General features: G+C 43.3%; 7 protein-coding genes, 22 tRNA genes, 1 rRNA gene, 1 pseudogene and 1 riboswitch. All 31 genes and pseudogenes read right to left on the bottom strand.

Features of this window, described 5'->3' with window-relative positions; translation table 11 throughout:
* Nucleotides 1-203, bottom strand: a pseudogene (locus tag PCORN_RS15010) (CgeB family protein); the annotation flags it as partial.
* Nucleotides 204-224: 21 nt separating this feature from the next.
* Nucleotides 225-860, bottom strand: coding sequence for an O-antigen ligase family protein (locus PCORN_RS15005; RefSeq protein WP_036082085.1), 636 nt, complete (start codon nt 858-860; stop codon nt 225-227).
* 437 nt (nt 861-1,297) lie between these two features.
* Nucleotides 1,298-1,600, bottom strand: coding sequence for a hypothetical protein (locus tag PCORN_RS14995; RefSeq protein ID WP_036082081.1), 303 nt, complete (start codon nt 1,598-1,600; stop codon nt 1,298-1,300).
* A 1,497-nt stretch (nt 1,601-3,097) separates the two neighbouring features.
* On the bottom strand, nt 3,098-4,948 hold the full coding sequence (locus PCORN_RS14990) for a bifunctional homocysteine S-methyltransferase/methylenetetrahydrofolate reductase (RefSeq protein WP_036082079.1): 1,851 nt from the start codon (nt 4,946-4,948) through the stop codon (nt 3,098-3,100).
* Nucleotides 4,948-6,117 (bottom strand): cystathionine beta-lyase, encoded by a 1,170-nt coding sequence (gene metC, locus PCORN_RS14985; protein ID WP_036082077.1) that lies wholly within the window; start codon nt 6,115-6,117, stop codon nt 4,948-4,950. Before metC ends, PCORN_RS14990 begins: the two co-directional genes overlap by 1 nt.
* Complete coding sequence (locus tag PCORN_RS14980; protein ID WP_036082089.1) at nt 6,110-7,237, bottom strand: aminotransferase class I/II-fold pyridoxal phosphate-dependent enzyme; 1,128 nt, start codon at nt 7,235-7,237, stop codon at nt 6,110-6,112. The genes metC and PCORN_RS14980 overlap by 8 nt, the downstream gene beginning before the upstream one ends.
* 73 nt (nt 7,238-7,310) lie before the next feature.
* On the bottom strand, nt 7,311-9,593 hold the full coding sequence (gene metE, locus PCORN_RS14975) for a 5-methyltetrahydropteroyltriglutamate--homocysteine S-methyltransferase (RefSeq protein ID WP_036082075.1): 2,283 nt from the start codon (nt 9,591-9,593) through the stop codon (nt 7,311-7,313).
* A gap of 101 nt (nt 9,594-9,694) precedes the next feature.
* Nucleotides 9,695-9,800: riboswitch (SAM riboswitch) on the bottom strand.
* A gap of 113 nt (nt 9,801-9,913) precedes the next feature.
* Entirely contained in the window at nt 9,914-11,053 is a 1,140-nt protein-coding gene (locus tag PCORN_RS14970; RefSeq protein ID WP_036082073.1) for an MFS transporter, read from the bottom strand.
* 79 nt (nt 11,054-11,132) lie between these two features.
* Nucleotides 11,133-11,204 (bottom strand) — tRNA-Glu (locus PCORN_RS14965).
* Nucleotides 11,205-11,238: 34 nt separating this feature from the next.
* Nucleotides 11,239-11,329 (bottom strand) — tRNA-Ser (locus tag PCORN_RS14960).
* 18 nt (nt 11,330-11,347) lie between these two features.
* Nucleotides 11,348-11,420 (bottom strand) — tRNA-Asn (locus PCORN_RS14955).
* Nucleotides 11,421-11,426: 6 nt separating this feature from the next.
* Nucleotides 11,427-11,503 (bottom strand) — tRNA-Ile (locus PCORN_RS14950).
* 15 nt (nt 11,504-11,518) lie between these two features.
* Nucleotides 11,519-11,589: transfer RNA gene (locus tag PCORN_RS14945), tRNA-Gly, on the bottom strand.
* 18 nt (nt 11,590-11,607) lie between these two features.
* A tRNA-His gene (locus PCORN_RS14940) sits at nt 11,608-11,680 on the bottom strand.
* A 14-nt stretch (nt 11,681-11,694) separates the two neighbouring features.
* Nucleotides 11,695-11,770, bottom strand: a tRNA-Thr gene (locus tag PCORN_RS14935).
* 25 nt (nt 11,771-11,795) lie between these two features.
* Nucleotides 11,796-11,868: transfer RNA gene (locus PCORN_RS14930), tRNA-Phe, on the bottom strand.
* Between the two features lie 10 nt (nt 11,869-11,878).
* A tRNA-Asp gene (locus tag PCORN_RS14925) sits at nt 11,879-11,951 on the bottom strand.
* Nucleotides 11,952-11,956: 5 nt separating this feature from the next.
* Nucleotides 11,957-12,030: transfer RNA gene (locus tag PCORN_RS14920), tRNA-Met, on the bottom strand.
* Between the two features lie 40 nt (nt 12,031-12,070).
* Nucleotides 12,071-12,160, bottom strand: a tRNA-Ser gene (locus PCORN_RS14915).
* 25 nt (nt 12,161-12,185) lie between these two features.
* Nucleotides 12,186-12,259, bottom strand: a tRNA-Ile gene (locus PCORN_RS14910).
* Between the two features lie 12 nt (nt 12,260-12,271).
* Nucleotides 12,272-12,345: transfer RNA gene (locus PCORN_RS14905), tRNA-Met, on the bottom strand.
* A 41-nt stretch (nt 12,346-12,386) separates the two neighbouring features.
* Nucleotides 12,387-12,462: transfer RNA gene (locus PCORN_RS14900), tRNA-Ala, on the bottom strand.
* Between the two features lie 30 nt (nt 12,463-12,492).
* Nucleotides 12,493-12,569, bottom strand: a tRNA-Pro gene (locus tag PCORN_RS14895).
* 4 nt (nt 12,570-12,573) lie between these two features.
* A tRNA-Arg gene (locus tag PCORN_RS14890) sits at nt 12,574-12,647 on the bottom strand.
* Nucleotides 12,648-12,661: 14 nt separating this feature from the next.
* Nucleotides 12,662-12,750 (bottom strand) — tRNA-Leu (locus PCORN_RS14885).
* Between the two features lie 31 nt (nt 12,751-12,781).
* Nucleotides 12,782-12,856 (bottom strand) — tRNA-Gly (locus PCORN_RS14880).
* A gap of 12 nt (nt 12,857-12,868) precedes the next feature.
* Nucleotides 12,869-12,950, bottom strand: a tRNA-Leu gene (locus PCORN_RS14875).
* A gap of 6 nt (nt 12,951-12,956) precedes the next feature.
* Nucleotides 12,957-13,029, bottom strand: a tRNA-Lys gene (locus PCORN_RS14870).
* Nucleotides 13,030-13,059: 30 nt separating this feature from the next.
* Nucleotides 13,060-13,135 (bottom strand) — tRNA-Thr (locus tag PCORN_RS14865).
* Between the two features lie 9 nt (nt 13,136-13,144).
* A tRNA-Val gene (locus PCORN_RS14860) sits at nt 13,145-13,217 on the bottom strand.
* Nucleotides 13,218-13,232: 15 nt separating this feature from the next.
* Nucleotides 13,233-13,348: ribosomal RNA gene (gene rrf / locus PCORN_RS14855) — 5S ribosomal RNA — on the bottom strand.
* Nucleotides 13,349-13,410 lie beyond the last annotated feature (62 nt).

Here is a 13,410-nt window from a genome sequence, read left to right as displayed (position 1 = left end):
TTGAATTTTTGAAATTTAACTTTAAGCGGAACCTTCCGAACCCTCATATACAGCCGTTCTGGTATGGAATAATTGTAGAAATAACTATCTGTTTCAATAATTCGAACGTCACACCCACGTTTAACAAAACCATTGAAAAGTGATTTGCTATTAGATCCTCGCCAACCCGCTCCAACTGCTAAGACTTTGATCTGTTTCCCCATATTGTCACTCCTGTTCTAAATTTAAGTTATTTGTAGATCGCGCTTCTGCTCTGCTAAGCTAATAATTGTCAGAGCAAGACCAAGACCGAGCCATACAATCCGCATTTCGAATATGCTACTACTGCCAAATGATATCGCTGCAAAAGCAATCAAAATACAAATTGGAATTGCCGCAAGCAACTGCTTGTTCTGAACGTATAACTTCATTGCGTGAACAATAAACCAGATAACCAACAAAACGAATGGAAAAAATCCAATAAGTCCCACATCAGATAAATTAGAAAGCCATAGATTATGCGCACTCATCGTTCGTTGCATGCTGTCCGGGATATTTGATGTGCCATATAATGCCGTAAAAACAAATTTTGGCGTGACGCCAATACCGACCCCTAAAAAATAATGTTCCTTGCATAGTTGGAAAATCGTTTCATACATAAAAGCTCTTTGACTAGTTGAATCCGTTTTGCCTGTAAAATAAGTTGTCAATTGTGCCCCATGTTGCACTAAAAAAACACATGCTGCTAGTAACGTACTCATGACCAGCCCGAAAAAGAAAATGATCTTTTGATTAAAAATTTTGTATAGCATTAGTATGACGACAACCACGAAGGCGAGTAACCCTGATCTGGATTCTGTTTCTAAAATAATGAATAACAAGATTCCAAGTGAGGCGATTCCGATTAGAGTTTTAAATATTGTTTTTTTTGTAGAATAGGCATAATAATAGTACCGGTATATAGAAAGCTAGGTAGGAGCTGTAATCGTTCGTGTTAACGAGTAGCCCAGTCGGCCGCATGTCGCCATATGTTAAAATATTTCCCGCGGAGTATTTTAAATGATCTCCTGTCATGCTTTCCCAGAAACCAATCGAAATCGTCAGGATATAGATAAGTACAATCCACTTTAGGACTTGCTTTAGTTTTGGCAAGCTATCAATGTAATAAACGAAAGCAAGTATGAGGTAAAACGACTCTATTTGATAATATATCGCTGGGATACTAAGCGCTGGAGATGAAGTCCACAATAAACTAAAAATAGAATACAAAATCCAGATTATGAATAGGATTAACGGTATTTTAACTCTATCTAATTTCTTAAAATCCTTTTTTTTCGAATAAAAATAGGACCATGTGCAGGATGATTAAAACCCGGAAAAGGAAGAAGCTCGGAAATTCCGGTAATGCTAGGTATGGGCCCAGAAAACCGCTTATTACAACGCCTAGAAAAAGATAATAATTTAGTATTTTAAGTGGGATATCTTTGATTACATAGAGAAGAATTGCGATAACGAGAAGCGCCAATATAGCTGGTACCAATGGAACAACCATGCTTAAAAATATGAATATGAGTATAACGTTTGTTCTTTTACTATTCCATGTTTCATTCCATCTGTTCATGATAGTGTCCTCTCAAATCTGTAGATACGAGCGAGGTCGTTGTCTGCTATATTTTTTATTTTTTTGTATAGATCTGATTTACGGGTTTGATTTATCCCACCATGCCTCTTTTATCAGATTTTCGATTGTGTTTTCCTCAAATCTTTTTTTCAGAATTTTGGCCGGAACTCCGCCGACAATTGCGTTTGGAAAACGTTTTCTACATTTAATCAGGTTCATATACCCTCTCAATCCTTCTCATAATAATGGAATCGATCTTCAGTAACCATTATGTTTTAGCAATGTACTGAACATTAGACAAAGCATCTTCTCCTATAGTACATCCCTCTCGAAATGTCAGACCATATTCTCTTATTATTTTTAAAGAATAGAGTCTATTAGATGGAGAATAAAATAAATTATTCATTAATCGGGTAAATAAAGGTTAAAATATTTTCTAGGAAATATTGATATGTATGTTTTTCTCTTCGTCTCTAATCGTAGAAATAATTTTATTATCCTTTAAGACCACTAAGTCTACATTTTTCATGTGATGCATCATCTTGCTGGAATAATGAGTGTCCACATAATCATCTTAATCTACAAACTGAATATATTGTCCCTTTGCATTCACAATACCTGAGTTTGTCGCGGAGCTCATACTACCATGCTACTTTTCATAATAGAAAACTTCATCTGGATATCGTTATGCCCATCTTTAACAAATATCTGCACTTCTATTTATTGAACCATCATTTATTGAAATAACTTCCAAGTTACCATAATTTTGTTTCATACCAGTTCGCAAACATATTTCTAAACTCGATGCCTATTGTAAATAGGAATGACAACCGATATACATTCTTTCATAATAAAAACTCTAAATATAGGTGAGGCTATTTTTTTTATTAGCTACCCACATAGCAATAAAATGTTCCCGCTTACATTTTTGTATACTTAAGCTTCTTTCACCTCCTTATGGCAATTAATCATAAATAGTTCCGTCATTATACCCACTATCAATTCTTATTTTTTACAATTAAAACTTTGGTAGTAGAATCTAAACACTTATTGGTTGATTCGGATAACAATCTCCTTAAATAGATTATATATGACATAGCATACGAATACAATCTCCTATACGATAAATATTGCTCATTTTATACAATAATTCATCTATATTTGTTGTATGTGATAATTGTTTCTTTTAACATTCTGGGATTTATTCACTATAACAAAAAAAAAACGCATAATTAACGTATATTCAATTATGTTCTGTATATTTATCCAAAAAAATTTTGTCTTTTTTGTGAACAAACTGTACATATTTAAACATCATTATATAATTTCCTTGTTTTCAATCATCGCTTGTCGAATTGCGCATCTCATTATTTTATATCAATAGTCGTTTTTTTTTTGCTGATTAACTGATGAGTTTTACATATCTTTTTTTTAATGGGACTCTGTTCGATACGAAAAAAAAAGTGAGAAATCCATTTATAGATTCCTCACTTTTGATTATGTTATTTGCTCACTAATTTTTTCCTTGCTCTGCACATATTTCGTCAATTCAATCGATAAATCGTAACGTAAAAACGGTGTAATAATGTAAACTCCATTAAAATGTTCACAAATCGCGTCGAGAATTTCCTTCGCAATCGCCATACCTTCCTCGCGCCCATTCCCACTCTTATCCGCTTCCCGCATCCGTTCCCTGACCTCATCCGTCAAACGAATACCAGGTACTTCATTATGCAGAAATTCAGCGTTACGACTTGAAAGCAGCGGCATTACACCAATAAAAATAGGAACCGTAATCCCAGCTTCGACTAGCGCCTCTTTCAGCTGCACTGCTTTTTCCGTGTCATAAATCGGTTGCGTGATAATATAATCCGCGCCGTACTCCACTTTACGCTCGATCAAACGCACTGCCTTATCCAGCTTCAACACATTCGGGTTAAACGCGGCCGCCACTTGGAATCTCGCCTTCTCTTTCAACGACTTCCCAGTATACGAAATCCCGTCATTGAACTTCTTAATCAACTGCACCAGTTCTACCGATCGCAAATCAAACACCGATGACGCACCTGGAAAATCGCCAACTTTACTCGGATCTCCCGTTACCGCCAGCACATCCTGAATCCCCAACTTATGAAAACCCATGATATGCGAATGCATCCCGATCAAATTATGATCCCGCGTCGTCAAATGAATGAGCGGCCGAATATCATACTCCTGCTTCAAAATCGCAGCCAGCGCCATGTTACTAATCCGCGGTGTCGCAAGCGAATTATCCGAAATCGTAATCGCATCCACACCCGCAGCATCCAGCTCCTGCGCCCCTTCGAAAAATTTCGCCGTATCAAATGTCCGCGGCGGATCAAGCTCCACCAACACCGTATACTGCTCCTTCACTTTATCCGTAAGCCTTACACCAGCGTCTTCCGCTGCATCCAACTCCGCCAATTCTAAAATCGGATGAACCACTTTTGACGTCACTGGTTTTATCGACTTCAAACCTCTTCGCAGTGCCCGAATATGATCCGGTGTCGTGCCGCAACAACCACCGATCAAACGCACGCCTTCCTGCCTGAAAATCTCACCATACTGCTCAAAATAATCCGTTTCCGTCTGATAAACAACTTTTCCCTCATCCATCTGCGGTAAACTAGCATTCGGATACGCCGCCAAATAAGCATTTTCAAGCAGTGGCACACTCTCAAGCGCTTTGGACATGTGGTATGGACCAAGTCGACAATTCGCGCCAACCACATCGGCCCCCAAATCCGCCAGTTCCTGTAACGCCGAAGCCAACGTTTGCCCACTTTGCAACAGTCCCGGTTCATGCATCGAAACATTCGCGACAATCGGCAAATCCGTCGTTTCGCGTGTAATTTTTAACACCGTTTTTAGTTCGTCAAGGTCATAATACGTCTCCAGCAAAATCGCATCCACGCCTTCAAGCAACAGACAATATAATTGCTCCCTGAAACTACGCTTAATTTCTTCCAAACTCGGCGCTGCAATTCGGGCATCATTCGCCCCATTAATCCCGCCAATCGTGCCAAATATATACACACCAGTTCCCCGCGCCGCCTCTTTCGCATGTCGCACAGCCGCCTGATTAATTTTTTTAATATCATCTTGTAAACCGTACCGCGACAACTTAATATAATTCGCACTATACGTATTGGTTTGAATAATATCCGCTCCGGCCTCGATATAAGCCCGATGGATTGCAACAATATCATCTGGATGCGATAAATTCAACTCCTCAAAGGAACGGTCAACCCCATAAGAATAAAGCAGCGTACCCATTGCACCATCAGCAATTAGAACTTTTTCACTTAAATCGCGGCGTAAATTCATCAACGAGCACTCCTTTCCACTGTATAAGTAAGCGCCTGTTCGAAGTCTTTGATCACATCCTCAATATCCTCAAGCCCTGCCGAAAAGCGCAATAATCCTGGCGTAATACCGAGTTTCAACCGTTCTTCTTCTGGAATCGCCGCATGAGACATCCGCGCTGGATACGATAAAATACTCTCAACCGCGCCTAAACTCACCGAAAAAACCGGCAATTTCGCATGATTCACAAACTGGCGCGCTGCCTCCTCACTACCGAGATCAAACGACAACACCGCACCCGCTGAATCCGCTTGTTTTTGCTGAATATCGTAATCCGGATGACTCGCAAGCCCGGGATAGAAGACCTCCTTCACCCGATCATCGCCCTGTAAAAATTCCGCCAGTTTTTGCGCCGAATCCGTACCTACATTCATCCGCACAGCAAGTGTTTTAAGTCCACGCAACAATAACCAGCAATCCTGAACACCGAGCACGCCACCCGTCGAATTTTGCATGAAATAGACCTGTTTCGCCAGTTCCTCGTTATTCGTCACGACAAGTCCCGCCAAAATATCACTATGCCCACCGATAAACTTCGTCGCACTATGCACCACCAAATCCGCACCCAAATCAAGCGGACGTTGCAAAGCCGGCGTCAAGAACGTATTATCTACAAACGTATAACAATTGTGTTCCTTCGCGAGTCGCGCTACAGCCGCAATATCCGTCACACGCATCAAAGGATTCGACGGCGTCTCCACATAAACCAACTTCGTATTCTCCTGAAAAGCCTCCGCAACCGCGCCTAAATTACCCATATCCACAAACGTATGCGTAATCCCGAACCGTGGTAGAATCTGCTCCGTCAGCCGAAACGTACCGCCATACACATCCCCAGAAATAATGAAATGATCACCCTGCGACAACGTCAAAAGCGCCGCCGAAATCGCTGCCATCCCAGTCGCAAACGCAAAACCATGCGTCCCATTCTCCAATTTTGCAATCGCATCCTCCACAGCTTGACGCGTCGGATTCCCCGATCTCGCATAATCAAATTCATGATAATTATCAAAATCCGGCTGGTGAAACGTCGATGACAAATGAAGCGGCGTATTCAAAGCACCAGTCGCCTCATCAATGCCAAGACTCGCGTGCACAACCTTCGTATTAAAAGAAAACTCCTCACTCATGCACACCCACCCCTTCTTTTAAAACAGCCACAAAAGCCTGGTCCAAATCCGCAATTAAATCATCACTATTTTCGATTCCCACCGAAATCCGCAAAAGCTCATCCGTCAAACCATAAGATTCCCGAAGCTCTCGCGGCACATCCGCATGCGTTTGCGTCACTGGATACGTAATCAAACTCTCCACGCCACCTAAACTCTCCGCAAACGTAAATAACTCCAAGCTCCGCAATAACGGCGAAACAAGCGTAGCATCTTGAATTAAGAAGCTCACCATACCCCCTTTTCCAGGATAAAGCACCTTCGTCACAGCCTCGTGTCCTTCCAAAAACGCCGCCACTTTTTGCGCATTTTTCTGATGTTGCTCCACTCGCAAAACAAGCGTCTTCAGCCCACGCATCAATAACCAACTATCAAACGGCGACAGCACCGCACCAATCGAATTATGGAAATCGCGCAATTGCACAGCCAACGCCTCATCCTTCACAATCACCGCACCCGCCAGCACATCATTATGCCCACCAAGATACTTCGTCGCACTATGAAAAACGATATCCGCACCCAAATCCAGCGGCTGCTGCAAAATCGGCGTCAAAAACGTATTATCCACAATCACCAGCAAATCATGCTTCTTCGCAAAAGCCACAACCGCCACGAGATCCGTCTCCACCATCAATGGATTCGTCGGCGTTTCAATAAACACAGCCTTCGTTGCCGATGTCAACAATCCTTCCAAGTCGGCCAAATCCGTCGACTCCCAATATGAAAAATCCATTTTATACTTCTTCGCAATCAATTCAAAATAACGATATGTACCACCATATAAATCCCGTGAAGAAATAATATGATCGCCACTCGCAAACAACGTAAAAATAAGCTGAATCGCACTCATACCAGAACTCGTTGCAAAACCAGCCGTCCCATTTTCAAGTGTCGCAAGTGACTCCTCCAAAACCTCACGCGTCGGATTCCCCGTCCTCGTATAATCATACCCTGTCGAAACACCCAGATCTTCATGACGATATGCAGTCGACAAATAAATCGGCATGTTCACAGCACCAGTCGCTCCACTTTTTCGATTTCCAATTTGCGCTACAATTGTTTCCTTCTTTAACTTTGCCATTCCAATCTCCTCCATCCATTTAAAAAGCGCCAGGAGTAGCAACATGATGCCGTTCCTAGCGCCCTAATTACTATTATTTAGTCACTTTATACGCTTCACGAATTTCCTTTGTCGCATTCACCATGTCTCGAAGCGCCTCGACCGTTTCCTTCTCTTTACGCGTTTTCAGACCACAATCCGGATTTACCCAGAACTGACGCGCATCAATTACTTTTAAAGCCCGGCGAATATTTTCTTGAATTTCACCAGTCGTTGGAACACGCGGACTATGAATATCATATACACCCAGGCCAATCTCTTTATCGTAACCAACCTTCTCAAACGTTTCGATAATTTCACCATGACTACGAGACGTCTCAATTGAAATAACATCCGCGTCTAGCGCACTAATCGTATCGATAATATCCTCAAACTCGGCATAACACATATGCGTATGAATTTGCGTATCATTTTTAACCGAAGTCGTCGTTAACTTGAACGAATAAACCGCATCATCCAAGTACTTTTGCCATCTCGAATGCTTCAGTGGTAATCCTTCACGAAGCGCCGGCTCATCGACTTGAATCACGCGAATCCCAGCCTCCTCAAGCGCCTCCACCTCTTTACGCAGCGCCAAACCAACTTGATTAGCCACCACATAATCCGGCACATCATCACGCACAAACGACCAATTGATAATCGTCACCGGCGCCGTCAACATACCCTTCACAGGACGATCTGTTAACGATTGTGCATAAACGCTTTCCTTCACCGTAATTGCCTCCGTAAACGCCACATCCCCGTATACCAATGGCGGACGTACCGCGCGCGATCCATAAGACTGCACCCAACCAAATTTCGTCGCTTGGAAACCATCCAATTTCTGACCAAAATACTCCACCATATCCGTTCTTTCAAACTCACCATGCACGAGCACATCCAAGTCCAAATCTTCCTGAATCCGAATCCAGCGTTCCGTCTCCGTTTCAATAAATTTCTCATACTCCGCATCCGTAATCACTTTCTTCAACCAATCCGAACGTTTTTTCCGGACCTCAGGAGATTGTGGGAAACTGCCAATTGTCGTCGTTGGCAATAACGGCAACTGCAACCACTCATGCTGCAACTTAATCCGCTCCGCAAAAGGTAAATCACGCTTCACTTCCACGTTTTCCAAATTGCGAATCGCTTCCTGAACCTCCGCATTATTTCGGTGATGCGATCCATTAATCGCAGCTAAAGCCTCTTTCGCATCCACAAATTCTGCTGTCACATCTTCCCCATTCAGCGCCTTCGTCAGTGCCACAAGCTCCACCAACTTCTCATCCGCAAATGACAACCCGCCAAGCAACACCCCATCCAGATCAGGCTCACTCGCTTTCGTCACCGGCACATGCAGTAAAGAGCTAGAAGGTTGCACAATCAAGCGATCTTTCGGCACTATTTTTACAATCCTCTCAAGTAACCCTAATTTCGCATCCAAATCCGCACGCCACACATTACGACCATCAATCACTCCAGCCGCCAAAATTTTATCCTCAGGGAAACCAAATTTCTCAAGCGCCTCAATTGACTCCCCATGGTCATGAACAAAATCCACACCAATCGCATCCACCGGCAGTTTCACAACCTCTTCAAAATAATCAAGACTTTCGAAATAGGTTTGCAATTCAATCTTCAAATCAGGTGCAACGTTCTTAAATGAAGCATAAACCCCTTCAAACAACGCCAACTCCTCCTTATCAAAACTAGTAGCTAAATAAGGCTCATCAATCTGTACCCACTTCGCGCCAGCATCCTGTAACTCTTTCAAAATCTGACCATAAAGCGGAACCAACTGATCCAACAAACCTTTAAAATCATCATTCCCCTTCGCCAACTTTAAATAAGTGATCGGTCCAACAAGCACTGGCTTCCCATCAATGCCAAGCTCTTTTTTCGCTTCCTCATAATAAAACAACGCCCGATTCTCCGTCAGCTGCGGCTTCGCATCCACAAGCTCAGGCACAATATAGTGATAATTCGTATTAAACCACTTCGTCATCTCCGAAGCAACTGCACCATCATTTCCCCGCGCAACCTCGAAATATGTATCAAGATCCACTTTCCCAGTCTCATAATTAAATCGTTTTGGCACAATACCAAACGTAATACTCGTATCTAAAATGTGATCATAAAAAGAAAAGTCCCCAACCGGAATCAATTCAATCCCTTTATCCTGTTGTTTCTTTAAAGCTCGTAAACGCAATTCTTTAGTTTCAGAAAGTAATTGCTCTTCAGAAATCTTATGGTTCCAATAATTCTCAAGTGCCTTCTTCCACTCCCGTTTCTCACCTAAACGCGGATACCCTAAATTTGAACTTTGAACTTTCGCCATTTCACATCACCATTCCCTCATTATTTTTTTCATATAAAAAGCCTCTCCAGTCAAGACCAGAGAGGCTACGAATATCCGAATTTTACAGACACGCATTCACTCTCTTATCTTTCGAAGCATCACACTTCGCAGGATTTAGCACCTTTTCAAAAACTGAAAGGTTGCCGGGTTTCACAGGGCCAGTCCCTCTACCACTCACAATAAGAGTTATTATATGAAATTAATTACATCCAGTTCCGATGTATTGAACTTATATTACCATCCCACGAAATTCCTGTCAACTAAAAAATCACATCATTGTCAAACTTTTTCGAGCATTCTCAAAAAAACAACGCTAAAAACGCTGCAACTAGAAGCCCTGTAATCACAAAATAAAAAACATCATTACCAAAGAAACCAATCATAATTCCCGTCGCAGAAGGCCCAATAATACTCCCCAAACTAAAGCTCATCCCCACTAAAATATTCCCCGCAGGCAAAAGCTCCAGTGGTGTCAAATCAGTCATATAAGACAATCCAAGCGAATACATCGACCCCAGAAAAATACCCAAAACAAAAAACATCACAATCAACAAAATACTGTTAGAAACAAAAGCCGTCACAAAAAACACAACAGCCCCCACTCCTACAAAAATCGGCAAAACTCTCGCCCTACCAACACTATCACTCAAAATCCCAATCGGAACCTGGAATAAAATCGTCCCTACAGAAAAGGAAGAAATAATCGTCACAACCATCGCCTGAGGAATCCCATCTCGAAGCCCCACAATCGGAAAAGTAGCATTAAGCGCCGTCTCCAATATACCATATACAAAAGGCGGAATCATCGAAATCCAAGCAAGTCTAAATACATCCGAAAAACGCTTTATACTTCCAAAAAACGAAATTTCACGTATAACTGCACTCTCAGCAACAAACTCATTCCTAAGAAACCACACAAGACCCCAAGCAATAATGACCATAATTCCCGATATGAAAAATGGCAAGTTCACATTAATTTCCATCAAATTTACAAGTTGCGGCCCAACAGCAAACCCCAACGAAAAAAACAGACCATAAATAGCCATATTACGTCCACGCTTTGAAGGATGACTCATTGCCCCAATCCAAGTCTGCGAAGAAAAATGCAACATATGATCGCCCACGCCAATCAACAATCGTAAAATAAACCAGAAATATAAGTTAAACCACAGTGGAAATAACAATAGTGCAACAGCTACAATTCCTCCCCCCACAATGATAATAGGTTTGTATCCAAAACGATGCAATGGAGCCTCAATAAACGGCGATACTAATAAGACCCCGATATATATCCCGGTAGCATGAAATCCATTTAACCCCGAAGAAATACCATTGCCCTCAAATACAATCGAAATTAGTGGCAACAACAAGCCCTGTGATAAACCTGAGATAGCTACAACTACTGTCAAAATCCAAAATTTAAATCTATTACTCTTCATATCATACCTATCCTCCTATACATTTTTTGCAATTAAAAAGAACAATGTCATAAATGACATTGTTCTTTTTAATCAGCGATGACCCGTACGGGAATCGAACCCGTGATACCGCCGTGAAAGGGCGGTGTCTTAACCGCTTGACCAACGGGCCATTATTATTAATTTTCATTTCTCATCTTTTATACTGGCGGAGAAGGAGGGATTTGAACCCTCGCGCCGCGTTAACGACCTATACCCTTAGCAGGGGCACCTCTTCAGCCACTTGAGTACTTCCCCAATATAATCACTTACAAGCTCCACAGGCAAGACTCGAACTTGCGACCGATCGGTTAACAGCCGATTGCTCTACCAACTGAGCTACTGTGGAATAATATGGTGGGCCTAAATGGACTCGAACCATCGACCTCACGCTTATCAGGCGTGCGCTCTAACCAGCTGAGCTATAGGCCCACAATAAAAATAAAGAGCGGGTGATGGGAATCGAACCCACGACAACAGCTTGGAAGGCTGTAGTTTTACCACTAAACTACACCCGCATCATCCCAAAAAATAAAGGCGGCTAGTGGGAATCGAACCCACGCATGCCTGAACCACAATCAGGTGCGTTAACCACTTCGCCATAGCCGCCGCTATCGCTAACATGGTGCCGGCTGCAAGAGTCGAACTCGCGACCTACTGATTACAAATCAGTTGCTCTACCAACTGAGCTAAGCCGGCCTTAAGATACAAACTACTATAAAGGTGGCTTGGGACAGAATCGAACTGCCGACACCTTGAGCTTCAATCAAGTGCTCTACCAACTGAGCTACCAAGCCATAAGTAAAGCGGTCCCGACGGGATTTGAACCCGCGATCTCCTGCGTGACAGGCAGGCATGTTAACCCCTACACCACGGAACCACTAATTGCGGGGACAGGATTTGAACCTGCGACCTTCGGGTTATGAGCCCGACGAGCTACCAGACTGCTCCACCCCGCGACAATAATATTATTTTATCCACAAATCACTAAGAAGAAAAAGGAGGAAGAGGGATTCGAACCCCCGCGCGGTCTTACCCGCCTGTCGGTTTTCAAGACCGATCCCTTCAGCCAAACTTGGGTATTCCTCCATGATATAATAAAAATAGTGATAGGTGGACCTTGCAGGACTCGAACCTGCGACCGGACGGTTATGAGCCGTCTGCTCTAACCAACTGAGCTAAAGGTCCAGAATTAAAAGGTAGCGGCGGAGGGAGTCGAACCCACGACCTTTCGGGTATGAACCGAATGCTCTAGCCAGCTGAGCTACACCGCCAATATAACAAATAGACGTACCTTTTTATCTCATAAAATACTTGGTGGAGCCTAGCGGGATCGAACCGCTGACCTCCTGCGTGCAAAGCAGGCGCTCTCCCAGCTGAGCTAAGGCCCCTTCATAATAAAAACATGGGATATTTCTTAATGGTCGGGAAGACAGGATTCGAACCTGCGACCCCTTGGTCCCAAACCAAGTGCTCTACCAAGCTGAGCTACTTCCCGAAAGTGCGCCCGAGAGGATTCGAACCTCTAACCGCTTGATTCGTAGTCAAGTACTCTATCCAGTTGAGCTACGGGCGCATTATATAAGTATATGGTGCCGAGGACCGGAATCGAACCGGTACGGATATCACTATCCGCAGGATTTTAAGTCCTGTGCGTCTGCCAGTTCCGCCACCCCGGCATTAGAAACTTTATAATGGCAACTTACATTTTGGAGCGGAAGACGGGGTTCGAACCCGCGACCCCCACCTTGGCAAGGTGGTGCTCTACCACTGAGCTACTTCCGCATCATTATAGAATGCGGGTGAAAGGACTTGAACCTTCACGCCTCGCGGCGCCAGATCCTAAATCTGGTGCGTCTGCCAATTCCGCCACACCCGCAAAAAATGAGCCGTGATGGGCTCGAACCATCGACCCTCTGATTAAAAGTCAGATGCTCTACCAACTGAGCTAACGGCTCACAATACAAAAACTATACTATGAAAATATATGGTGCCGGCTGCAAGAGTCGAACTCGCGACCTACTGATTACAAATCAGTTGCTCTACCAACTGAGCTAAGCCGGCCTGATTAAATGGGGGCTAACGGGATCGAACCGCTGACCCTCTGCTTGTAAGGCAGATGCTCTCCCAGCTGAGCTAAGCCCCCTAAAATATGTACATTGCCCGGCGACGACCTACTCTCACAGGGGGAAGCCCCCTACTACCATCGGCGCTGAAAAGCTTAACTTCCGTGTTCGGGATGGGAACGGGTGTGACCTCTTCGCCGTAACCACCAGACAATGTTTTTCATCGAAAGAACGCTGTTCTCTCAAAACTAGATAAGAAAGTCGGTCTGTGCG

Source organism: Listeria cornellensis FSL F6-0969, assembly GCF_000525855.1.
GTDB lineage: Bacteria > Bacillota > Bacilli > Lactobacillales > Listeriaceae > Listeria_A > Listeria_A cornellensis.
This window is presented reverse-complemented; position numbering and strand designations above follow the sequence as displayed.